Source organism: Streptomyces sp. NPDC018019, assembly GCF_044327805.1.
In the GTDB taxonomy this organism is placed as follows: Bacteria; Actinomycetota; Actinomycetes; order Streptomycetales; family Streptomycetaceae; genus Streptomyces.
In genome coordinates, this window is the sequence record NZ_JBIRGD010000011.1 from 154,628 (window position 1) to 177,027 (window position 22,400).

A 22,400-nucleotide genomic window follows, 5' to 3' on the forward strand; every position below is an offset into this window, starting at 1 on the left:
GGGAAAGTTACTCCAGACTTTCCCGCCGGGCAAGTAAAAAGTCGGAGGGGCCGCACGGGCCCCGCCTTCAGGCGATCCAGTGGGGACGGCGGCCGGCGGACGCGGGGGTGAGGCCGTCGGCGAGGGCGGCGGCCATGCGGCGTACGGCCTCGTGCAGCGTGTCGGGCGGGGTCGTGTAGGGAACGCGGAGGCGCTGTTCGAAGAGGCCCGGGTCGGTGGCGAAGCAGGTGCCGCCTTCGATCCGCACCCCGTAGTCGAGCGCCCGCTCGGCCAGTGCGGCGGCGATCGGCTCGCCCAGGTCCACCCAGAGGGACAAGCCGCCGGGCGGCAGGCGCCAGGTCCATTGCGGGAGGTGTTCGGACAAGGCGGAGGCCAGTGCGGCGCGCTGACGGCGCATCTCCTCCAGGCGCTGCGGCAGCACTTCCCCGGACCGGTCCAGCAGGTCGAGGGCCAGGAGCTGGTCCAGGACCGAGCCGCCCATGTCGGTGGCGATCCGCTGGCCGGCGAGTTCGGTGACGAGCCGGGCGGGGGCGCGCAGCCAGCCGATGCGCAGGCCCGCCCAGTGCGTCTTGCTCATGGAGCCGGTGGTGATGACCTGGCCGGTGCCGCCGGGTGCCGCGTACGAGGCGAAGGGCCGCGGGGCGGGCACGTCCAGGGCGAGGCCGGTCAGGGTCTCGTCGACGACCAGCCAGGTGCCGGAACGTTGCGCGGCGCGCAGGATACGGGCGCGCTGCCGTTCGGGCATCAGGCAGCCGGTGGGGTTGTGGAAGTCGGGGACCAGGTAGGCCAGTTGCGGCACCGAGTGGCGCAGGGTCGCCTCGATGGTCCCGGTGTCCCAGCCGGTGTCGGTCACGGGGACCGGCACGGTGCGCAACCGGGCACGCCGCAGGGCCTCCAGGGCGTTCGGGTAGGACGGGTTCTCGACCATGACCCGGTCGCCGGGCCGGCACAGCAGTCCCAGGACGAGGGTGAGCGCGTGCTGGGCACCAGAGGTCACCAGGATCTGTTCCGGCACCGTGGCCAGTCCCCGCCGGGTGAACTGTTCGGCGATGGCGGCACGCAGTTCCGGCAGGCCGTAGGGGTGGTAGCCGGGGGTGTCGACGTGCTCGGCCAGTTGCGGGGAGACCCGGGCGAGGGCGTCCGTGAGCGTCTGCCGGGGCAGTCCGGGAGCGGCCCTGGCCAGATCGATCGCGGTGTCGTGCGGGCCGAGGAGCCGTGTGATGCCCCGGGGCGCCCGGCCTTCGGGGAGGGCCGTCCAGGTGCCGGAGCCCCGGCGGCTGTGTGCGTAACCACTCTCGCGCAGCAGGTCGTAGACGGCGGTGACGGTGGCGCGGCTGGTGTTCAGGGCCGTGGCCAGTTCCCGTTCGGCGGGGAGCTTGACGTGCAGGGCGATGCGTCCGTCCAGGATCAGCGTGGTGATCGCCCGGGCCAGGTGGCGGTAGGCGGGCCGGGCTTCCGCCGGGTCGGGCAGCAGGGCGGCCAGCTGCCGACTGCCCAGAGTGCGGTCCGTGTGCCCGGTCCTGGTTACGGGCCGAGCCCGCTTCGCGTCCGCCATGCCGCTCTCCCTAGGCCGTTCCGTTCCCCCGGCCGCGCCGCGCTCGGGCCGTACCACTCTCCCCGGATTGGCCATGTTTTCCGGGCCAATCACTGTACAGAGTCGCCCGCAATGGCCTTGAAGGCGTACGAGCACAGGAGATGAGCGATGGGTGGAGGAGGCCAAAACGTGCGGCAGGAACACACGGAGACGGGCACTTACGGGGGCGCGGGGCAGAGCGATGTCCAGGCCGGGCAGCGCTCGGCGGCTTCGCGTGCCGGGCTCCTGGCGGGCCGGAACGAGGCCCCGCCCCCGCTCACCTATATCTCCCTCACCGAGCGCCCGCTGCGGCGCCTGCCGCAGTTGTTCGCCGGTCTCGCCCTCTACGGGTTCAGCCTCTCGCTGATGGTGCGCGCCTCACTGGGCGTCAATCCCTGGAGCGTGCTGTACGACGGGCTGGCCCGGCGCACACCGCTGAGTTTCGGCCTGATCAGCGCCGTCGTGGGCGTCCTCGTACTGGTGCTGTGGATTCCGCTCCGGCAGCGGCCGACGTTCGGCACCGGTGCCAATGTCGTCGTCCTCGCGTGCTCCGCCGACCTCGGGCTCTGGCTCCTGCCCCAGCACCTCGGGCTGCCGGTACGGATCGGGCTGCTCGTCGGCGGTGTCCTTCTGAACGGCCTGTCCGTCGCGGTCTACGTGGGCGCACGCCTCGGCCCCGGTCCCCGGGACGGCTTGATGACCGGCGTGTCCGCCGCGGCCGGGCGCTCCCTCCGCTCCGTCCGTACGCTGATCGAGGTCGCCGTGCTGGCCGTGGGCTGGGCCCTTGGCGGCAGTGTGGGGGCCGGCACCCTGGTGTACGCGTTCGCGGTCGGGCCGGTGACCCAGTTCTTCGTGCCCTGGTTCGCGTACCGGGGCGTGGCCGGGCAGCGGAACCGGCCGCCCCGGAGGTGTCCCGGCACCCGTTCGCGGCCATTCCGGTAATTTTCGTACGCGAATGATCAACGACCGGGCCGTACGCGCGCCCGACGCCCTTCAGGAGACACGGCATGAGCGACGAACCGACGATGCGCACGATCACCCAGGACTCCCCCGGCGGCCCGGAGGTGCTGTACGTCACCCGGGCGCCCCGGCCCGCGCCGCTGCCCACCGAGGTGCTCGTCCGGGTGCACTCCGCCGGGGTGAACCCGATCGACTGGAAGACCCGGCAGGGCGGCGGCATGGCGGGGGTCCTCGGGGATCCGCCGTTCACGGTGGGCTGGGACGTCAGCGGCGTCGTGGAGGAGGTCGGCTTCGGCGTGCACACCGTGCAGGTGGGCGACGAAGTGTACGGGATGCCGTGGTTCCCGCGGCAGGCCGGCGGGTACGGCGAGTACGTGACCGCGCCCTCGCGGCACTTCGCCCGCAAGCCCGCGGCGCTCGACCACGACCACGCGGCCGGTGTGCCGCTGGCCGCGCTCACCGCGTGGCAGTCCCTGGTGGACGCGGCGCACGTCGAGGCGGGGCAGCGGGTGCTGATCCACGCGGCGGCGGGCGGCGTCGGGCACTTCGCGGTGCAGTTCGCCAAGCACCTGGGCGCGTACGTCATCGGTACGGCCCGGGCGGCCAAGCACGACTGGCTGCGCTCGCTCGGGGCCGACGAACTGGTCGACTACACCAAGGACCGCTTCGAGGAGGCGGTGCGGGACGTCGATGTCGTCATCGATCTGGTGGGTGACGAACACGAGGAGACCAGCACCCGGTCGCTGCGGACGCTGCGGCGCGGCGGCACACTGATCGCCGTCCCGTCCGGCGCCTCTCCCGAGCTGGTGGCCAACGCCCGCGCCCAGGGCCTGCGGGCGAGCGGCTTCCTGGTGGAGCCGGACGGCGCGGCGCTCGCCCGCATCGGTGGCCTCATCGACGAGGGGGCGGTGTCGGTGGAGGTCGAGGACGTCCTGCCGCTCGCCGAAGCCGGCGAGGCACACCGCCGGGGTGAGGAGGGGCGAACCCGAGGAAAGCTGGTGCTGCGGGTCGCCTCCTGAGGAGCGCCGGTCCGCACGGCGGCCATCGGGCGGGCAGTCCCGTAACCGGGCGCTGCCCGCCCCTCCCGTACTGTTCCCGTACTGTCGCGCTCGTCCCGGTCAGCCGCCGCACGCTCAAGGAAACAGCAGTTGCCTCCTCGTTCCCTCGCGTTCTACCTCGATGTCATATCCACCGGTACGGTGCTCGGCGCCCGGCCGACGGACAGCCCCGAACGGGTGACCGGCATTCTGGGGCCGGATTATGCCGAGAACTCGGCCGGCGACGGCAGTATGTGGCGCGACTACGGAATGGTGGAATTCTCCTGGCAGCGGGACGGCGCCGGACGTCCATGGGCAGGGCACCATTTCACCCTCCAGGTCCACCGGCTCGCGCGTTCGGGCGGTGGTGGCAAGGACGTCAACGAGGTGATCCGCGCGCGGTACGGACGGTTCGCCCGCCACGTGCGGTTCAGCACATTGCGGCAGCGGCTGGAGAAGCGTGGCGCAGCGCTGCTGGAGATACCGGGGTACGCCGGCAATGCGCCGTATTACCGGACGTACTGGCAGCCGGATTCGCTGGTGTCCGTCACGGTGATCGCCGCGCGGGGCGAATACAGCACACCCGAGCGCGCGCGTATCGGCGATGTGTACACCATCGGCTCACCGGTGACCGCCGAGGAAGTGGCATCGCAGCAGGTGCGGAGCCGCTGACGGGCGTCCGGTCCTACGCGTCGACCCACTCGTGGGACTGGGCCTGCTTGAGGAGGCGCTGACGGGCCTGGAGGATCTGCTCGCCGGTCATGCTCGGCACACCCGTCACGAGCAGTTCGGTCACCTCGTCGAGGAACTCCTGGGCGGAGAGCGTGTCGCACAGCACGCCGTCCTCGAAAGGTCCGTCGGAGAGCGCCTGGGAGCGGTGCACGCCGCCGGAACGGCCGGGGGCGCCTTCCAGGAAACGCACGCTGGACGCCTTGGGTCCCCGGTCGCCCTCGTCGACCAGGAATTCGACCTTGACGCCGGGAGCCATCAGGCCCTTGTCGAATTCCAGGTCGTTGACGTGTACGAAGACGTCTTCTCCACCATGGTCGGGAACGACGAATCCGTAGCCGCGTACCTCGTCGAACCGGATGACCTTGCCCGAAACCATCACAGTGCCCCAAACCCCAATTCCACAACTGCCCGCAATTTCGCATGCACCCCGCCGCCGTCGTTCCGGGCGGCGCCGTTCCCGCCGGGCGCACTGGCAGAGGTTATCGCCGAGGGCGGGGACGATTCGGTGGATGTCCCGCCCATACTATTGCCGAGCCGCGGCGGAACGTCCAGCCCGGTGCCGGCCGCGGGTCCCACCGGCGTACGCGGGGTGACACCGCCCCGCGCCCGTACGGCGCGGCGGCGTCGGGACGGTGCCGGCGCGACGGAACGGCACGGGAACGACGGGACGATTCGGGCGCGACGGGCCGCAAACGTCGGGACGGCACCGACCCGTCGGATCGGTGCCGTCCCGTCGTTGCGGATCATTCGGCCAGGGCGGCGCGTACCTCCTCGGTCAGCAGGGTCACGTAGTCGCCGGCCCAGCCCTCGATCGTGGTGTGCTCCCACAGGTCGGTCGAGTACTCGACGTACCCGGTCAGCGCGTCGCCCGCCGGGACGAGTCCGAAGTTGAACTCCGAGCGGGAGGCCGGGACGGCCAGGTCCTCGACGGCCGCGGTGACACCGGGCAGCTCGATGTCCGTCTCCAGGGAGTTCTGGTACTGGAACCCGAGCGGCACCCGGTCCGGCACCTCGACGCCCAGCTCTTCGCGCAGGGCTTTGGAGAGCCTGCGCAGCGGCATGATGTGGTCGATGCCCTCGGTCGAGGCGTGCGCGACCCGGCGGACCAGATCGGTGAAGGGCACGTCCCCGGCGTCCCGCACGCGCAGCGGGAAGCCCGCGACCGTGCAGGCCAGCAGCGACTCGAACGCACGGCGCTCGCGGTTGGCGTAGGACACGTTGAAGAGGACTTCCGGCCTGCCCGACAGCGTGCCGAGCAGCCGGCCCAGGGCCGCGATGGTGACCGCGTACGGGGTCGTGCCCTGCTTCCTGGCCAGCCGTTCCACGTCGGCGCGCACGTCGGCGCCCACCGTGAACAGGACGACACGGCCCTGTCCGCTGAGGGTTTCCGGACGCGGCCGGTCCAGGGGCAGGCCGTGCTGGAAGGCCGCCCCTTCCAGTTCCCGCGCCCAGTACTTCAGGACGCGCTGATCGGCCTTGTCCCCGATGGTCTCCCGCTGCCAGCGCGCGTACTCGGTCGGCTGCGGCACCGTGCTGGGCAAGGTGTGCGGCTTTCCGGTCACCGCGCTGCTGTAAAGGGCCGCGAAGTCGCTCAGCAGGATGCTGACGGCCCAGCCGTCACAGGTGGAGTGGTGCATAAGGAGCAGCAGCACCCAGGTCGACCGGCCGGTGCGCAGCAGGCGGAGTTTGGGGGCGACCCCTTGGGTGAGGTCGAACCGGGTGTCCGCGACCTCCGCGCTGATGCGCTCGACCTCGGCGTCGTCGGCGTCCGCCACCTCCGACGGGCCGGACGCGGCGTCCCTCCGGGTGGTCAGGTCCTCGACGGGGAGGTCGACCGGTCGCGGCCGGAGGATCTCCTGCCACCACTCGTCGCCGTCCTGCGCGAACCGGGTGCGCAGCGACTCGTGACGGGCGACGAGCCGGGTGAGGGCGGTGCGCAGGGCCGGTACGTCCAGGTCGCCGGTCAGCGTGATGCGCAGGGCGACGTTGTAGACCTGGGGCAGCGCGTGGAGATGGTGCTGGCCGATGAAGTTCCGCTGCTGGAGGGTGACCGGCGCCCGGCCGACCACCTCGGGGGCGGCGTCCACGGCGGCGGCCGTCGCCGCTCGCCCGCCTGTCCCGGATTCCGTGAACGCGTCGGAATCCGTGGTGTCCCGGGCCTCCGTTGCGTCCCCCGCCAGGTACGCCGCCATGGCCCGTACGGTCGGCTCCTGATAGAAGCGCACCATCGGGTACTCCCGACCGAACACCTCCCGTGCCCGGTTGACCAGCCGGATCGCGGCGATGGAGTGGCCGCCGAGGTCGAAGAAGGACGTTTCGGGGCCGATGGCGTCGGGCGCGAGGTCGAACTCGTCGGCCCAGAGGGTGCGGAGGCGGTCCTCCAGCTGAGTGCGGAGGCCGGTTTCGGCGTCTGCGTCGGCACCTTCACCCGATTGAGTGATGGACGTTGGCTGCCGATGGGTGACGGACAGTGTCTGCCTGGTCTCCCGCCGGGGCTCGCCGGCGCCGGTCCCGGACGGTGCGGTGGTGACGATCCCGGGCTCCGGCAGCGCGGCGCGGTCCAGTTTCCCGTTGCCCGCGAGCGGCAGCGCGGTGAGGACGGCCCAGGACCGCGGAATGAGGTATTCCGGCAGCCGGGAGGCGAGTGCGCGGGCCAGCCGGTCGGCGTAGGTCTGCCGACCGGCCGCGGTGGTGGTGTCCCCCGCGTCCCGTCCCTCCGGTACGGCGTAGGCCGCGAGGTACGCCTCGCCCCGGCTGTTGCGGCGCGCCAGTACGGCGGCCTCCCGCACACCGTCCAGGCCGTTGAGCGCGCGGGCGGTCTCCTCGGGCTCGACCCGGTAACCACGGATCTTCACCTGGTCGTCGCGACGCCCGAGGAACTCCAGCGCCCCGTCCTCGGTCCAGCGCACGAGGTCACCGGTGCGGTAGTACACAGTGCCGGTGTCCAGCCCGGCAGCATCGGCCGCCGCGTCGGCCGTTCCGGCCGCACCCGCACCCACCCCGGTCCGCGCCGTGAAATGTTCCGCCGTCAGCTCCGGCGCGCCCAGGTAGCCGCGGGCCACGCCCGGCCCGCCGACGTACAGCTCCCCCACCGCGCCCGGCGGCACCGGCGCGCCCGACGTGTCGAGGACACGCAGCCGTACATTGTCGACCGGGCGGCCGATCGGGATGGCGCCGGTTCCGGCCCCGGACGTGCGCGGGGCGACGGTCTCCGTGGTGCAGAGCACGGTGGTCTCGGTCGGCCCGTACACGTTGACCGTCTCGTACGCCACGTCCGGGTGCGGCCGGGTGCGCAGCACGTCACCGCCCAGCAGCAGATGGCGCAGCGGCGGCTGCTCGGCGGGCGGCAGCGTGAGCAGCGCCTCTCCCAGGGCCGTGGGCAGGATCGAGAAGGTCACCCGCTCCCGTGCGTACCAGCGGGCCAGCGTGAGCGGGTCCGTGCGGACCGTGTCGTCGGCAATGGCGACGGACGCACCCGCGGTCAGCGCGGGCCAGATCTCCAGGACCGACGCGTCGAAGCTCTGGCTGCACACCAGCGCGCTGCGGTCGGCCGAGGTGAAGGCGAAGCGCTTGTGGTGCCACTGGCAGAGGTCGACGACGGCCCGGTGCGGTACCGCGACGCCCTTGGGCGTGCCCGTACTGCCGGAGGTGTAGATGACGTAGCACAGGGACTCGGGCCCGGTGACGCCCGGCGGGGCCTGCCTCGCGGGCTGTGGGCGGCCCGTCGCGGCGGTTCCGTCGCCGGTCCGGCCGGTGTGGTCATTACGGGCGGACAGTCCGGTGCGGTCGGTGACGTCGAGCACGGTGACCCCGGCGGGCAGGTCGAGCGCGTCCGTCTCGGTTCCGGTGCTCAGCAGCAGACGGGCTCCGCATTCGGCGATCACCGTGGCGGCCCGGGCCCGGCCCAGCGCCGGGTCCAGCGGTACGTACGCCCGGCCGGACTTCAGGACCGCCAGCAGGGCCACGACGAGATCCGTGGAGCGGGGCAGCCACAAGGCCACCACCTCGTCCGTACCGCTGTCCGCCGCCGCCGGAGCCGCCGCGGACCGTTCCCGGATGACGGCGGCCAGCCGTTCGGCCCGGGTGTCCAGGTCGCGGTAGCTGAGCCGGTCCTCACCGCAGAGGACGGCGGTACGATACGGCGCCTCCGCCGCGCGCCGGGCGACGAGCTCGTGCACGGTGGCCCGCGCAACCGGGCGGGCCGGACCGCGCTGCCACTCGGCGGGCACCGGCTCGGCGGCCGGTGGCTCCGTGGCCGTCGCGGCCGTCGGAGCCGTCGGAGCCGTCGGCACAGCGACATCGGGACGTTGCCGCGTCTCCCGGACGCCGAGGCGGGACAGCGGTGTCCCGGGGTCGCGTACGGCGGCTTCGAGCAGGTCCCGGAAGGTGGCGAAGAACCCGTCCACGGTGTCCGCGTCGAACAGGTCGGTGTTGTACTCCAGGTGACAGCGGATGCCCTCCGGCTGGTCGGTGAAGTACACGGCGAGGTCCGTGAGGGCCTTGTCCGGGCCCGCGTCGATCACGGTGGCCCGGACGCCGGGCAGGTCGAAGCGGAACGGGTCGCTGCTCTCGAACTCGGCGAGCACCTGGAAGACCGGCGTGCGGTCGGTGGTGCGCGCCGGGGACAGCTCCCGCACCACCGTCTCGAAGGGCACGTCCGCGTGGTCGTACGCGTCCAGGGCGACGCCCCGCACCCGGTCGAGGAAGGTGCCGAAGTCCGGGTCGCCGGACGCATCGAGGCGGAGCGCGAGGGTGTTGACGAAGAACCCGAGCAGGTCCTCCGCGCCCTGGGGGCGGTCCGACATCGGGGTGCCGACGACGATGTCCCGCTGCCCGGTGACCCGGTGGAGCATCGCGGTGAAGCCGGCGAGCAGCGTCATGAAGAGGGTGCCGCGCCGCTGCCTGCTCAGGTCCCGCAGCCGGGTGGACAGTTCCGGGCCGAGCCGGTGGAAGACGGCCCGTCCGTTGGACGTCATGGCCGCGGGGCGCGGGCGGTCACAGGGCAGCTCCAGGACCGGGAGTCCGCCGCCGAGCGCGTCGAGCCAGTACTTCAGGTCGGCGGCGCTGCGGGGGTCGTCCAGTGTGCGCAGCCGGGCGCGGGCGTGGTCCGCGTACGTGCTGGTGAGCGCGGGCAGGCCCGGGTCGGAGCCGTCGTGCGCGGCCCGGTAGAGGGCGGACAGGTCGCGCGCCAGGACGGTCGCGGAGGCGGCGTCCACGACGATGTGGTGCAGGGAGAAGACCAGCACGTGCCGGTCCTCCCCCAGCTTGATCAGCCGGGTGACGAACAGCGGCCCGTTGACGAGGTCGTAGCGCCGGGCGCTCTCCTCCTCCAGGACGGCGCGGATCGCGGCGTCCTCACCGGCCGCTCCCGTGCCCGTGCGGTCGAGCACCGCGAAGTCGGGCGCGGACGGCGGCCGGACGAGCTGGCAGGGCTCGTCGTCGATCTCGCGGAAGACGGTCCGCAGCCCTTCGTGCCGCGCGACCAGCTCGCGCAGCGCCGTGCGCAGCGCGGGTACGTCGAGCGGGCCGTCAAGGCGGATGGCCTTGGTCTCGTTGTAGGCGGTGCGGCCCGGCAGCATCCGTTCGAGGAACCAGATGCGCTGCTGTCCCGGCGAGAGCGGGGCGGCGCTCCCGGAATCGGGCTCCTGGGCGGCCGCACATGCGGGTTCCGCGGGCGTGCGCTCGCTCTCGGATACAGGACCCCTGGCGGCCGGGCGAACGACCGGCCTCTCGGACGCGCGGGTGTCCTCGTTCCTCGGCCCGTGGTACCGCCGGCGCAGCGAGTCGAGGTGGGTGAGGCCGGTGCGCAGCGCGTCGGGGGCGACGCCGAAGTCGACGAGCGAGACGACCTCGTCGGCGCCCGCGGCAGCGACCGCGTCCACCACGGGGGCGACGGTCTCGGCGGTCCCGATGAGCGCCCGCTGGTCGCAGTAACGGTCGTAGGCGCGGCGGAAGAGCACGTCGAGGTCGTCCTCGGTGAGCGCGGCCAGGTCGACGTTGTGCCCGAGGCTGTTGGCGACGTTGCCGAACAGGGAGAGCGAGGCGCGCATGTAGCGCGCCAGCGGCTCGTACGCCTCGGTGCGCGCGGTCCGGTGGTCGGCGGCGAGGTAGGTGTGCAGCAGGACGGCCACCCGCCCGGCGTCCGGGTCGAGGCCCTGTTCGGCGCGGGTGCGGCGGTACAGCGCGATGTTCTCGGCGAGCTGCTCGACACTCTGGGTCATCAGGTTCGTGACCACGCCGACGTCGTGCCGGGCGGCTGCCACGTACGACGCGGGGTTGCCGACCACGGCCGTGTACATGGGCGGAGCGTCCTGGACGGGGCGCGGGAACAGCCGTATCTCGGTCTCGCCGTCGCCGCCGGCGCGCCGTACGGCCTCGCCGCGCCAGAGCCGGCGGACCTGCTCCACCTGGTCGTACATCATCTCCTTGTGCCGGCCGAAGCGCTCGGGGAAGAAGACGAAGTCGTTGGCGTGCCAGCCGCCGGCGCAGCCGATGCCGACCCGGCCGCCGGAGAGGTTGTCGGCCATCGACCACTCCTCCGCGACCCGTACCGGGTCGTGCAGGGGCAGGACGACGGAGCCCGCGTTGAGGCGGACGCGCCTGGTCTCGCGGGCGAGGGCGGCGACGAGCACGACGGGGTTGGGGAACAGTCCGCCGAAGGAGTGGAAGTGCCGTTCCGGCATCCAGAGGGCGTGGAATCCGTGCCGGTCGGCGAAGCGGGCGGTCTCCAGGATGTGGTCGTACCTGCCCTGGGAGGCGGCCGGTCCGGCGTCGGTTCCCGCTTCGTCCTGCGGATAGTCGCCGAAGAAGTAGATGCTGAAGTCGGGGGCGCGGCGGGCGGATGCGGCAGGCGTGGCAGATACGGCAGCTGTGGCGGGGGCGGCAGTCGGGGCAGGCGCGACAGCCGTGGCGGATGCCGTACGGGGCGCGACGACCGGTGCCGGTACGGCACTCGCTGGTGCTGCCGCGCCGTTCACGGACGCCGGGCCGGCCTCCGCAGGCGCCTGTGCGGTGACCGCTCGCGCGGCAGCAGCGTTCCAGGCCACGCCCGGGACCACACCCGGGGCCGCGTCCGAAGCCGCGTCCACCCCCCGCTTCTCGGACCGGGGCTCAGGCACCGCCACCGGCTTCGCCCCGCCGGGAAAGAAGCCCGCGCCCCGCAGCTCCCGCAGCGAGCCGCGCACCGCGTCCACGATGAACTCGATGTCCCCGTCGGAGTGGGCGGTCGACAGGAAGAAGTTGCGCCATTCCCATACGTGCACCCCGCGCAGCATGAGGTGGTGGTACAGCAGCTCCATGTCCGCGCGGTGCTCGAAGCGGAACTGGGAGCCGAAGTGGCTCACCCGCAGCGGGAATTCCTCGTCCTCGAAGAAGCGGTTCAGCGCGCCCGCCAGCTCGTCGGTGCGGGCGTTCAGCCGCTCCTGGAGCCGGGGGCTGTGCTCCTTCAGGTGCGTCAGCACCGCGCGGGCGGCGACCATCGACACCGGGTGCTGGATGTACGTTCCGCCGAAGAACGTGGTGTCGGCGGGCGGGTAACTGGCGTCCCCGTACTGCCAGAAGCCGCCGTCCACGCCGTCCATGATGTCGGCGCGGCCCGCGATGGCGCCGATCGGGAAGCCGCCGCCGAGCAGCTTGCCGTACGTGGCGAGGTCGGGGCTGACGCCGTACAGCTCCTGGGCGCCGCGCAGGGCGGGACGGAAACCCGTCAGCATCTCGTCGAACATCAGCACGATGCCGTGGCGGCGGGTGAGCTCCCGCAGCTGCCGTACGAACTCGACGGGTTGCAGCGACGGATGGCGGCTCTGTACGGGCTCGATGATGACCGCGGCGATGTCGTCCGCCTGCTCGGCGACGGCCTCCAGGCTCGCGGGGCTGCCGTAGTCGAGGACCAGCAGGTCGGCGACGCTGTTGTGGGGGATGCCGGTGGAGACCGGGACGGTGGTCCGGTCGGCCCCGGTGCCGGTGGAGCGGCCCAGGACGTTGTCGGCGTGGCCGTGGTAGGCGCCGTGGAAGGTGACGACGCGGTGGCGGCCGGTGGCGGCGCGGGCGAGCCGGATGGCGGCGGAGTTCGCCTCCGTACCGGAGTTGGCGAACGCCACCCGCTGCATGCCGGTCAGCTCCGCCAGCAGCTCGGCGGCCTCGCCGGTCTCGACGTTGCGCGGGCCGAGCTGGATGCCCCGGGACAGGTGCTCGCGGACCGCCTCGCTCACGAACTCCGGTTCGTGGCCGAACAGCAGCACGCCGAAGCCCATCGTGATGTCGACGTAGCGATTGCCGTCGACGTCCTCCAGCCAGGAGCCGCGGGCCCGGCGTCCGGCGATCGGGTACAGCATCTCCTTGGTCTTGCTGCGGAATCCGACGACGGCGCGGCTGTCGGCCAGGACCCGGCGGTAGCGCTGGGCGATCTCCTTGGACGTGCCGGTCCTGGCCGTGTAGCGGCGTACCAGGTCGTCGAGGTGCGCCTGCTGGGACGCGGACGCGGAGCCGCCCACCATGCCCGAGGCCCGGGAGACGGTCACCCGGGGGCCGTGCACGCGCCGCCGCTCGGTGGCCGGCTCTTGTTCCTCGGCCGCGCCCCCGGACCCGGTCGCGGCCTCGATCCGCTGCGCGACGCGCCGGGAGAGGTCGGCCATGGCGGCCAGGTCCTGGTCCACCGCAGCGGCGGCGGCGCTCAGCCCGGTCATTTGCCGCCCGCCTTCCCGTTGGCCACCGTGTCGCCGCCGGACAGAGCGCTCGTCGCCTGCGCGGTCAGCAGCTGGGACAGCTGGTGGATCTGGGACATCATCTGGAGCTGGATCCGGGAGAGCTGCTGCACCTGGCGGACGAGGTCGGTCAGTTCCGCGCGGGTGACGGGGTCCGACGGCTCGGCCGGCGCGGGTTCCGGAACGGTCGCGGGCTCGGCGGGCGCCGCGGCGGCCGGCGCGTGACGTACGGAGTCGTCAGCGACCGGCTCGTACCGTACGGCTTCGTCAGCGGCCGGCTCGTACCGTACCGGCTCGTCGGCGACGGGCTCGTGCCGTACCGGGGCACCGCCCGCGGCCTCGCCCGGCCCGCCCGGCATCCGACCCACGATCAGCTCCGCGAGCCGCCCGGGGGTGCTCGCCTCCTCGAACAGCTCCCGCATCGCGACCTTGACCTGGTGGTCCTGCTCCAGCTCGCGCAGCACGCTGATCATTTGCAGGGAGTCCGCACCGAGGTCGAAGAAGGATGTGTCCCCGGTGATCGCCGCCGCGTCGTGCCCGAGGTGCTTGGCGACCAACTCGATGACGTGCCCGAGCACCCGCTCGAACGCTGCCTCGTCCTGTGCCACTTCTTCCTCTTCTCTCGCTGGTTCGCCGGCCCGGACGGCCCGGACGTCGGTGAGTTCCGGCCCCATCCAGTGGTGGGTGTGCTGGAAGCGGTAGCCGGGCAGTCCGGTCCGGCGGCCGCCGGTGCCGGCCAGCAGGGCCGGCCAGGCCAGGTCGGCGCCGGCGCAGTGCAGCTGTGCCACCGCGTCCCAGAAGGGAGCGGTCCCGGCGCCGCGGCGCAGTGTGGGCACCGCCCGTACGGTGGGCAGTGCGGTACGGGCGAGTCCGCTGAGCGTGGTGTGCGGGCCGATCTCGGCCAGGACCGCGGGGCCGGTGTCGCCGAGCGTGCGCAGTACCGCGTCGTACCGCACCGGCTCGCGCGTCTGCCGTACGAAGTAGTCGGCGTCCGGCACCCAGCCGGGGCCGTACCGGCGCCCGTCGAGGCAGCTGACGAAGCCGGTGGTGACGGGGCGGAAGGTGACGCCGTCGAGCAGTTCCCGGAACTTGTCCAGGAACGGGTCCACGAGGGCGGTGTGGAAGGCGCGGGTGACGGGCAGCCGCTTCCCTGGGATGCCGCGCGCCTCCAGCAGGGTCAGCAGCCGGTCCACGGCCGGACCGGGACCGGCGAGCACGTGCCGCCGTTCCCCGTTGACGACGGCGAGTTCCAGACCGGTGATCTCGGCGGTCAGTTCCTCGGCTGTCCGCAGGTCCGCGGACACCGCGGCCATGGCGCCGGGGGCGCAGTGGTCCTGCATGAGCCGGCCGCGTTCCGCGGTGATCCGCAGGCCGTCCTCGGCCGTCAGCGCGCCCGCCGCGCACAGGGCCGCGTACTCGCCGACGCTGTGCCCGGCGACGGTGTCCGGCACGATGCCGGCCTGGCGCCAGAGTCCGGTGAGCGCGTATTGCAGGGCGAACAGGGCCGGTTGCGCGGTGCGGGTGTTCTCCACGGTGGCGCGGTCGGCGCCGGGGTCGAGGAGTACGTCGAGCAGGGAGTCGCCGTACAGCGCCTGATGGTGGCGTTCGCAGGTGTCGAGCAGGTCGCGGACGACGGCGAAGCGCTCGTAGAGCGGCTGGGCCATGCCGGGGTACGGGCTGCCCTGTCCGGTGAACTGGAAGGCGATGCCCGCGCGCCCTTCCCGGGGCGCATCGCCGGTCGTCACGGCGGCGGTCGCGGCCGGGCCGCCGGTGCCCGCGAGCCAGCCGTCCAGGGCGGCGGCGAGCTGTGCCGGGTCCGTGCCGCGGACCGCCAGACGGTGCTGGTGGTGGGCGCGCCCCGCCACGGTGGTCACCAGATCGGCGAGGTCGGTGCCGGGGTGGCGCGTCAAGTGATCGCGCAGTGCCTGGGCGTTGGCCCGGCGGGCCGCCTCGGACCGGCCGGACACGACGAGGACGCCCGGCGGGGCCACGGTGGCGGTGCGGGGCGCGGGCTCGGGGGCCTCTTCCACGATGAGGTGGACGTTGGTGCCGCCGACGCCCAGCGATGTGACGCCCGCCCGGCGCGGTGTGCCGCCCCGCGGCCAGGGCCGGGCGGCCTGGGGAATGTAGAAGGGGCTGCGGTCCAGGTCGAGCGCGGGGTTGGGTTCGCTGAAGTTGGCCATCGGCGGGATGACGCCGTGCTTGAGGACGAGCAGTGCCTTGATGAGGCTCGCCAGGCCCGAGCACACGTCGAGGTGGCCGATGTTGGCCTTGGTCGAACCGAGGGCGCAGTAGCCGGTGCGGTCGGTGTCGGCGCGGTACGCGGAGACGGCGCCGTCGAATTCGATCGGGTCGCCCTTGAGCGTGCCGGTGCCGTGGGTTTCGAGGTAGCCGACGGTGTCCGCGCCGATGCCGGCGTGGTCCAGCGCGCGGCGGATCGCGGCGCGCTGGCCGACGGCGCTCGGGGCGGTGTACGCCTGCTTGGTGGCGCCGTCGTTGGTGACGCCCCAGCCGCGGATGACGCCGTGGACGGTGTCGCCGTCGGCGAGGGCCCGGTCCAGGCGCTTGAGGACGACGGCGGCCACTCCGGTGCCGCCCACCGTGCCGTCCGCCCCGGCGTCGAAGGCGCGCAGGTGGCCGCTCTTGGAGAGGATGGAGCCCTTCACGTACCGGTAGCCCAGTACCTGCGGTACGTGGACGGCCGTGGCGCCCGCCAGCGCGATGTCGCTGTCGCCGGTGAGCACCGACTGCGCGGCGAGCTGGACGGCGACCAGCGAGCTGGAGCAGCCGGTCTGGACGCTGACGGCCGGGCCGGTGAGGTCGAGGCGGAAGGCGACGCGGGTGGCGGTGAAGTCGGTGTAATTGCCGACCAGGACCTGCAGCCTGGAGAGCCAGTCGTCGCCCACGGAGCTCTTCAGGACGTTGTTCAGCAGGTAGTTCTCCATCGTGTACAGGTGGTATCCGGTGGTGGCGAAGACACCGGTGCGCAGCCCGTCGCGTTCCCGCGGGTACCCGGAGTCCTCCAGGGCGTGGTAGGCGCACTCCAGGAACATCCGGTGCTGCGGGTCGGTGAGCTGCGCCTCCCGTCCGCTCATGCCGAAGAACGGGGCGTCGAACCCGGCGATGTCGTCCAGGATGCCGCTGGCGCCGACGAAGTCGTCCGCCCGGTACTGCTCCGCGGGTACGCCGGCGGCCGCCAGTTCCTCGTCGGTGAACCGCCGTACGCAGTCCCGGCCGTCGCGGACGACCCGCCAGAACTCCTCGGGGGTGTCGGCTCCCGGTAAGCGGAAGGCCATGCCGATGACCGCGACGCGCGAGTCGGCCGGTACGTTCATGAGCTGCCGCCCTCCGCGGCGGAGACTTCCCGGCCGGGCGCCGGGCCGCCGCTCCCCCGGGCCGGTGGTTCGTGCGGGAACAGCGCGCGTCCCCTGGACAGTACGGCGAGCAGGGCGACGCACAGGACGATGGCCAGGCCCTGGAAGGCGCCGACCACCGTGAGGGGCGCGTAGCGCTCCAGAAGGGCCGCGCTGACGATCATTCCCAGGCCGAAGCCGCTGTTCTCGGCCGAGGCGGAGAGGCCGAAGAGCCGGCCGCGCTGCGCGTCGGGGGCGGCCTGGAGCCGGGAGACGTACGCGATCTCCGTGAACCCGTCGGCCATGCCGGCGACGAGCGCGGCGACGGCGGCGGGGACCGCGGGCAGGCCGCTGAAGACCACGATGAACGCTGCCGACATCACGCAGGAGCCGACGGCGAAGGCGCGCTCGCCCGGTGACCACCCGGTCTTGCGGGTCCGGCGCGAGCAGATCTGCTGCGCCACGATGTTGCCGATCGCCCAGGTCGCCCAGAACTGGCTGACGAAGGTGGCCGGGTGGGAGGGGTCCAGGGCGCTGGAGTAGATGGGCAGTGCCACGTTGTGCGACGAGGAGCCGAGGCCGTCGGCGGCGCGGACCGCGACCATCACCGCCAGCAGCGGTGCCGCCTTCAGGAGCGCGAGGGAGGCCCAGCGTCCGGTGCCCGCGGTGTCCGCAGCCCCGTCGTCCGCGTCGTCCCGGGCGGCGGCGCGGGTGCGGATGGGCAGCAGGAAGAGGATCGTCGCGGAAACCGCGAAGGTCCCGGCGTCCAGCGCGAACGCGGTGGTGTAGCCGAACTGCGCGATGACCACGCCCGCCGAGGCGAACCCGGCGATCATGGCCAGCGAACGGCCGGTCACCAGCAGGCCGTTGGCCCGGGTCCGCAGGTCCGCGCCGACGATCTCGGGGACGCTGCTGCGCAGCGCCACCTGGGAGAGCGTCGAGCAGGCCCCGGTTCCCACGGCCAGCGCGAAGAGCAGGGCGACGCGGGCGCCGTCCGGCGCGAGCAGCAGCACCACCAGGGCCGTCGCCTGGGTCAGGTCCGCGCACACCATGAGCCGCTTGCGGTCGTGACGTGACACCAGACGGCCGCTGACGAACCCGGACAGCACGCTGGTGATCAGGCGTACGGCCATGAACAGCCCGGCGGTCAGCGCGCTGCCCGTCACCTGGTAGATGAAGACGTTCAGCGCCACCATGTTCAGGTAACTGCCGTACGCGGAGACGGCGTTGCCGACGACGAGCAGCCGGAAGTGCCCCACCCTGGATGTCCTCCTTAGCGCCCCGTGCCGGCCTGCGGGCCCCCGCACCGACGGCGGAGGCGGTCTTTACCGTCGCCCGGTTCGCGGGGCGCCTGGAGACGCATCATCCGGTGACTTGACCCGCGCTTTACCCGGCGTGTAGGGGCGGGCCGGACGGACCGGTGGACTCCTTGCGTTTTGCCGTGTCCGTGGTTAGATCAATCCGCATGTCACGGGGGGTGTGCCGCCCCCGCGCGACACCGTCGGCAGATCCGCTCCGCACCCGCGGGAGGGCGCACCATGGCCGGTCCCCCACGGGCCGTTCTCCCCGGCGACGAGCCGACGAGCCCGCTCGGGCCCCACCGCGCGGCGGCCGTATCCCGGTCCCGCCCCGCTCCGCCCGCGTCGCCGGACCGACCGTCCTGAAGTCCGCGGGCCGCCGTACCTTCCCTGCTCCGCCCTCACCCCCTTGGAGAAGAGATGCCGGATCACAGTGCGCACACCATGTCACCGACGCTGTCCCCGCGGGAGCGGGAGGTCCTCACGTACATCGCCGACGGGCTGACGTACGACCAGACGGCCAGGCGCCTGGGAATCAGTGTCCACACGGTCAGCACCTATCTGCGCCGTATACGGGCCAAGCACCCGGCGCCGACGCTCGCCCACCTCGTACGGCTCGGGCTGGCGCAGCACCGGGGCTGACGCCGTCGGCCGGGACGGCGGTGCCGTCCCACGATGTTGGCTGATTTACACCCCACCAATGGCCAATATCCGGACAGCCTCACCTCTGTCCGGGCGCCGCCTTCCGCCGTGTCCCCGTGCGTGAGCCGTCGGCACCGCCGGGTTTCGCTCCGCGGCGGTGGGTACCCGGCGCCGGGTGTCCGCGTCCCCCGAAGGGACCAGGCCCGGACGTGGCGTCCCCACGGCGCGCGGATCCCGTGGTGAACTGCGGGAACGGGCGCCGGCGGGTGGCAGGCGCGCCCGGCCCGTCCGGCGGTGCGGCCGAGAAGTGGACGCGGCACGGCCGCATCGGCGCGCACCGCCCGGTTCGACGGAAGGACGTGTGATGCGCCGTATCCGGCCGCAGGGCCCGCGGGGCGCGGTCGATGTCCGCGCCGTGGACGCCGATGTCGCGGGCGCCATCGGTCGGGTGCTGGACGGCGTGCTCGGCGCGCGGCTCGCCGACGCCGCGGCGGCCGACACCCTGTTCGCACGCGATGTCGCCGAACGCGTCGCCCGCTTCACGCTGGGCGGCGGCAAGCGGCTGCGCGGGCGGTTCGTGTGGTGGGGGCTGCGGACCTGCGGCGGCGGCAGCGAAGCGGCGCAGGCCGCGCTGCGGCTGGCCGCGGCGCTCGAACTCGTCCAGACCTGCGCGCTGGTGCACGACGACGTGATGGACGGTTCCGCACTGCGCCGCGGCGGCCCGGCCCTGCACGTCGAGGTACGGGAACAGTACGGCCGGCGCGCCGGGACCGGTGGCCGCGACCGGTCCGCCGAAACGTTCGGCCGGTCCGTGGCGGTCCTGGCCGGCGATCTCGCGCTCGCGTGGGCCGACGACACCGTCCTGGACACCGTCCTCCCCGGCCACGCCCAATCCACGGTCCACGCGCTGTGGCGCACCCTGCGGACCGAGATGGCGGCAGGCCAGTACCTGGACCTGCACGGCCAGGTCACCGCGTCCCGCTCCCCCGCCCGCGCGATGCACACCGCCCGCCTCAAAAGCGCCCGCTACTCGGTCGAACGGCCGCTGGTGCTGGGCGCCGCCCTGGCCGGCGCGGACGACCGGGACACCGACGCCCTGCGGGCCGCGGGCCGCTGCGCCGGGCTCGCCTTCCAGCTCCGCGACGACCTGCTGGGGGTGTTCGGCGACCCGGCGGAGACCGGCAAACCGTCGGGGGACGACCTCCGCGCGGGCAAGCCGACCTACCTCACCGCCGTCGCCCGCGCCCGCGCGGAGGCCGCCGGTGACCACGCGGCGCTCGGCGTCCTGGACGCGGCGCTGGGTGACCCGGACCTCTCGGCCGCCGCCGTGGACCGCGTACGGGAGGTGCTCGTAGCGACCGGGGCGCGGGCCGCGCTGGAGGACAAGGCCGGGCTCCTCGCCGACCGGAGCGCGGCCCATCTGGCGGACGTACGGGCCGCCGATCCGGCCGCCCTCCGCAGCCTGCACGACCTGCTGCGTGCCACGGCGGGCGCCCGCCCGCCGGCGGCGGCCGCGGCGGCCCACGGGGGTGGGCGGTGAAGAGCATGCCCGGGCCGACCGACCACGTCGTCGTCATCGGCGCCGGGCTGTCCGGGCTGTCGGCCGCGCTGCACCTGCTCGGCGCAGGGCGGCGGGTGACCGTCGTCGAACGCGGCCCGCGGCCCGGCGGCCGGTGCGGACGCCTCGCGCGGGGCGGGTACCTGATCGACACCGGCCCGACCGTGCTGACCATGCCGGACCTGGCCGAGGAGGCGTTCGCGGCGGTCGGCGCCCCGATGGCCGAACGGCTGGACCTCGTCCCCCTGCACCCGGCCTACCGGGCCCGGTTCGCCGACGGCAGCACGCTGGACGTGCACACGGAGGCGGCGGCCATGGAGGCCGAGATCGAACGGTTCGCCGGGGCCCGGGAGGCCGCGGGCTACCGGCGGCTGCGTGCCTGGCTCGGCCGGCTGTACGCGGTCCAGATGCGGCGCTTCATCGACGCCAACTTCGACTCGCCGCTGCACCTGCTCCACCCCGACCTCGCCCGCCTCGCGGCGCTGGGCGGCTTCGGCCGTCTCGACGCCCGGATCGGCCGGTTCCTGACCGACGAGCGGGTGCGCCGCGTCTTCACGTTCCAGTCCCTGTACGCGGGCGTGCCACCGGCCCGGGCTCTCGCCGCGTACGCCGTCATCGCGTACATGGACACGGTGGCCGGTGTGTACTTCCCGCGCGGCGGGATGTACGCGCTGCCCCGGGCGATGGCCGACGCCGCGGCCGGGGCGGGCGCGGAGTTCCGGTACGGGCACGGGGTGCGCGCGCTGGAACGTTCCGGTGACCGGGTCACCGCCGTCGTCACGGACGCCGGGCGCATCCCGTGCGACGCGGTGGTGCTCACCCCCGACCTGCCCGAGGCGTACCGGCTGCTCGGGCGCCGGCCGCGCCGGCCGCTGCCGCTGCGCCGGTCGCCGTCGGCCGTCGTCCTGCACGCGGGCACCCCCGCGACCTGGCCGGAACCGGGCCACCACACCCTCTCGTTCGGCGCCGCCTGGCACCGTACGTTCCACGAACTCACCCGCACCGGTGCCCTGATGAGCGACCCCTCGCTGCTGCTCACCCGCCCGACCGCCACCGATCCGTCGCTGGCCCCGCCGGGCCGCCACCTGCACTACGTCCTGGCGCCCTGCCCCAACACCGACATCGGGCCCGGCGCGCACGCCTGGCGCGACCTCGGCCCCCGCTACCGCACCGCGCTGCTCGCCGAGCTGGCGCGGCGCGGCTTCACCGGCCTGGACGCGGCGGCCGAGGAGGAGTGCCTGGTCACCCCGGCGGACTGGAGCCGCCAAGGGCACGGCGCCGGAACCCCGTTCTCCGCCGCGCACACCTTCGCGCAGACCGGCCCGTTCCGCCCGCGCAACCTCGTACGGGGCACCGAGAACGCCGTGCTGGCGGGCTGCGGGACGACCCCGGGCGTGGGGGTGCCGACCGTGCTGGTCTCGGGGAAGCTGGCCGCCGCCCGCGTGACCGGCGCCGGGTCCGCGCGCCGCGCCCGGGTGACCGACCTGGGCGCGCGGCGCCCCGCCCGCACACCGGACCTCGGCGCGCGCCGACCCGCCCGTACTCCGGAGGGAACCGCGTGACCGGCCGGGAACTCGACGCCGCGGGCATCACCGATCCCGCGCTGCGCGCCGCCTACACCCACTGCCGCCGGCTCAACGCCCGGCACGGCAAGACGTACTTCCTGGCCACCCGGCTGCTACCGGCCGCCCGGCGGCCCGCCGTGCACGCGCTGTACGGCTTCGCCCGCTGGGCCGACGACATCGTCGACAGCCTGGACGACGACGCCACCGCGGAGGAACGCGCGGCGGCCCTGCACGCCCTGGAGACGCAGCTGCTCGCCGGGCTCGCCCGGGGCGTAGGTGCCGAGCCGGTGGTGCGGGCGCTGGCACACACCAGTGCCGTCTACGGCATCGACCCGGCGTACTTCACCGCCTTCATGGCCTCCATGCGTGCCGACCTGGAGGTGGCCGACTACCCGACCTACGAAGACCTGTGCGGCTACATGTACGGCTCGGCCGAGGTGATCGGCCTCCAGATGCTGCCCGTACTCGGCACCGTCACGCCGCGCGAGGAGGCCGCCCCGCACGCCGCCGCGCTCGGTGCCGCCTTCCAGCTGACCAACTTCCTGCGGGACGTGGGCGAGGATCTGGACCGGGGCCGCGTCTACCTGCCCGGCGACCTGCTGGCCGCGCACGGCGTGGACCGCGAGCTGCTCCGGTGGAGCCGGCTGACCGGCGGCGCGGACCCGCGCATCACCGCGGCGCTGCGGGCCGCCGCCGAGCTGACCCGTGGCGTCTACCGCCGGGCCGCCCCCGGAGTCGCCATGCTCGACCCGGTGTCCCGGCCGTGCGTCCGTACCGCGTTCATCCTCTACCGGGGCATCCTGGACGCCGTGGAGGCCGACGGCTACGCGGTCCTGCACCGCCGCGCCGTCGTGTCCCGTCCGGTCCGCGCGACGGTGGCGCTCGACGGGCTGGTCCGGGTCACCGCGGCCCGCACCCGCGGCAGAACCGGTCCCCCGGCCCCGGCTCCCGCCCGTGCGGCGGCCCCGGCCACGCGTCAG

General features: G+C 73.7%; 11 protein-coding genes and 1 pseudogene. 7 read left to right on the top strand and 5 right to left on the bottom strand.

What is annotated here, in order from left to right:
• Positions 1–67: 67 nt before the first annotated feature.
• On the bottom strand, positions 68–1,555 hold the full coding sequence (locus tag ACH4FX_RS20265; RefSeq protein WP_398480788.1) for a PLP-dependent aminotransferase family protein: 1,488 nt from the start codon (positions 1,553–1,555) through the stop codon (positions 68–70).
• Between the two features lie 168 nt (positions 1,556–1,723).
• Here ACH4FX_RS20265 and ACH4FX_RS20270 point away from each other — a divergent pair, with 168 nt between their 5' ends.
• The 3 genes from ACH4FX_RS20270 (at position 1,724) to ACH4FX_RS20280 (ending at position 4,242) form a co-directional block, all read left to right on the top strand.
• The gene (locus ACH4FX_RS20270) at positions 1,724–2,515 is read left to right on the top strand and encodes a YitT family protein (protein ID WP_398480790.1); all 792 of its coding nucleotides are present in this window, start codon (positions 1,724–1,726) and stop codon (positions 2,513–2,515) included.
• A 65-nt stretch (positions 2,516–2,580) separates the two neighbouring features.
• Positions 2,581–3,552 (top strand): NADP-dependent oxidoreductase, encoded by a 972-nt coding sequence (locus ACH4FX_RS20275; RefSeq protein ID WP_398480792.1) that lies wholly within the window; start codon positions 2,581–2,583, stop codon positions 3,550–3,552.
• A gap of 129 nt (positions 3,553–3,681) precedes the next feature.
• Positions 3,682–4,242 carry a hypothetical protein gene (locus tag ACH4FX_RS20280; RefSeq protein ID WP_398480794.1) on the top strand — a complete coding sequence of 187 codons (561 nt, stop codon included), beginning with the start codon at positions 3,682–3,684 and terminating at the stop codon, positions 4,240–4,242.
• 13 nt (positions 4,243–4,255) lie between these two features.
• On the opposite strand, the gene ACH4FX_RS20285 is transcribed toward ACH4FX_RS20280, so the two are convergent.
• From ACH4FX_RS20285 to ACH4FX_RS20300, 4 genes are all read right to left on the bottom strand, one after another.
• Positions 4,256–4,678: a cold-shock protein gene (locus tag ACH4FX_RS20285; RefSeq protein WP_398480796.1), complete on the bottom strand. Its 423-nt coding sequence runs from the start codon at positions 4,676–4,678 to the stop codon at positions 4,256–4,258.
• A 367-nt stretch (positions 4,679–5,045) separates the two neighbouring features.
• On the bottom strand, positions 5,046–12,986 hold the full coding sequence (locus tag ACH4FX_RS20290; RefSeq protein ID WP_398480798.1) for a MupA/Atu3671 family FMN-dependent luciferase-like monooxygenase: 7,941 nt from the start codon (positions 12,984–12,986) through the stop codon (positions 5,046–5,048).
• A complete protein-coding gene (locus tag ACH4FX_RS20295; RefSeq protein ID WP_398480800.1) occupies positions 12,983–16,339 on the bottom strand; it encodes a type I polyketide synthase in 3,357 nt (1,118 codons plus the stop codon). Before ACH4FX_RS20295 ends, ACH4FX_RS20290 begins: the two co-directional genes overlap by 4 nt.
• Entirely contained in the window at positions 16,336–17,616 is a 1,281-nt protein-coding gene (locus tag ACH4FX_RS20300) for an MFS transporter (RefSeq protein WP_398480802.1), read from the bottom strand. Before ACH4FX_RS20300 ends, ACH4FX_RS20295 begins: the two co-directional genes overlap by 4 nt.
• A gap of 459 nt (positions 17,617–18,075) precedes the next feature.
• On the opposite strand from ACH4FX_RS20300, the gene ACH4FX_RS20305 reads away from it, so the two are divergent.
• From ACH4FX_RS20305 to ACH4FX_RS20320, 4 genes and pseudogenes are all read left to right on the top strand, one after another.
• Positions 18,076–18,297 carry a helix-turn-helix transcriptional regulator gene (locus tag ACH4FX_RS20305; protein ID WP_398480803.1) on the top strand — a complete coding sequence of 74 codons (222 nt, stop codon included), beginning with the start codon at positions 18,076–18,078 and terminating at the stop codon, positions 18,295–18,297.
• Between the two features lie 364 nt (positions 18,298–18,661).
• Positions 18,662–19,837, top strand: coding sequence for a polyprenyl synthetase family protein (locus ACH4FX_RS20310; RefSeq protein WP_398480805.1), 1,176 nt, complete (start codon positions 18,662–18,664; stop codon positions 19,835–19,837).
• Positions 19,838–19,842: 5 nt separating this feature from the next.
• The gene (crtI, locus tag ACH4FX_RS20315; RefSeq protein WP_398480807.1) at positions 19,843–21,417 is read left to right on the top strand and encodes a phytoene desaturase family protein; all 1,575 of its coding nucleotides are present in this window, start codon (positions 19,843–19,845) and stop codon (positions 21,415–21,417) included.
• Positions 21,414–22,397: pseudogene (locus ACH4FX_RS20320) on the top strand (phytoene/squalene synthase family protein); the annotation flags it as partial. The gene crtI and the pseudogene ACH4FX_RS20320, both read left to right, overlap by 4 nt.
• Positions 22,398–22,400: the final 3 nt, after the last annotated feature.

Bases quoted from the DNA above. Each gene is read 5' to 3' on its own strand.
- ACH4FX_RS20265 (WP_398480788.1), bottom strand. From the start codon at position 1,555: ATGGCGGACGCGAAGCGGGCTCGGCCCGTAACCAGGACCGGGCACACG.
- ACH4FX_RS20275 (WP_398480792.1), top strand. From the start codon at position 2,581: ATGAGCGACGAACCGACGATGCGCACGATCACCCAGGACTCCCCCGGC.
- ACH4FX_RS20285 (WP_398480796.1), bottom strand. From the start codon at position 4,678: ATGGTTTCGGGCAAGGTCATCCGGTTCGACGAGGTACGCGGCTACGGA.
- ACH4FX_RS20290 (WP_398480798.1), bottom strand. From the start codon at position 12,986: ATGACCGGGCTGAGCGCCGCCGCCGCTGCGGTGGACCAGGACCTGGCC.
- ACH4FX_RS20295 (WP_398480800.1), bottom strand. From the start codon at position 16,339: ATGAACGTACCGGCCGACTCGCGCGTCGCGGTCATCGGCATGGCCTTC.
- ACH4FX_RS20305 (WP_398480803.1), top strand. From the start codon at position 18,076: ATGCCGGATCACAGTGCGCACACCATGTCACCGACGCTGTCCCCGCGG.
- ACH4FX_RS20310 (WP_398480805.1), top strand. From the start codon at position 18,662: ATGCGCCGTATCCGGCCGCAGGGCCCGCGGGGCGCGGTCGATGTCCGC.
- crtI (WP_398480807.1), top strand. From the start codon at position 19,843: ATGCCCGGGCCGACCGACCACGTCGTCGTCATCGGCGCCGGGCTGTCC.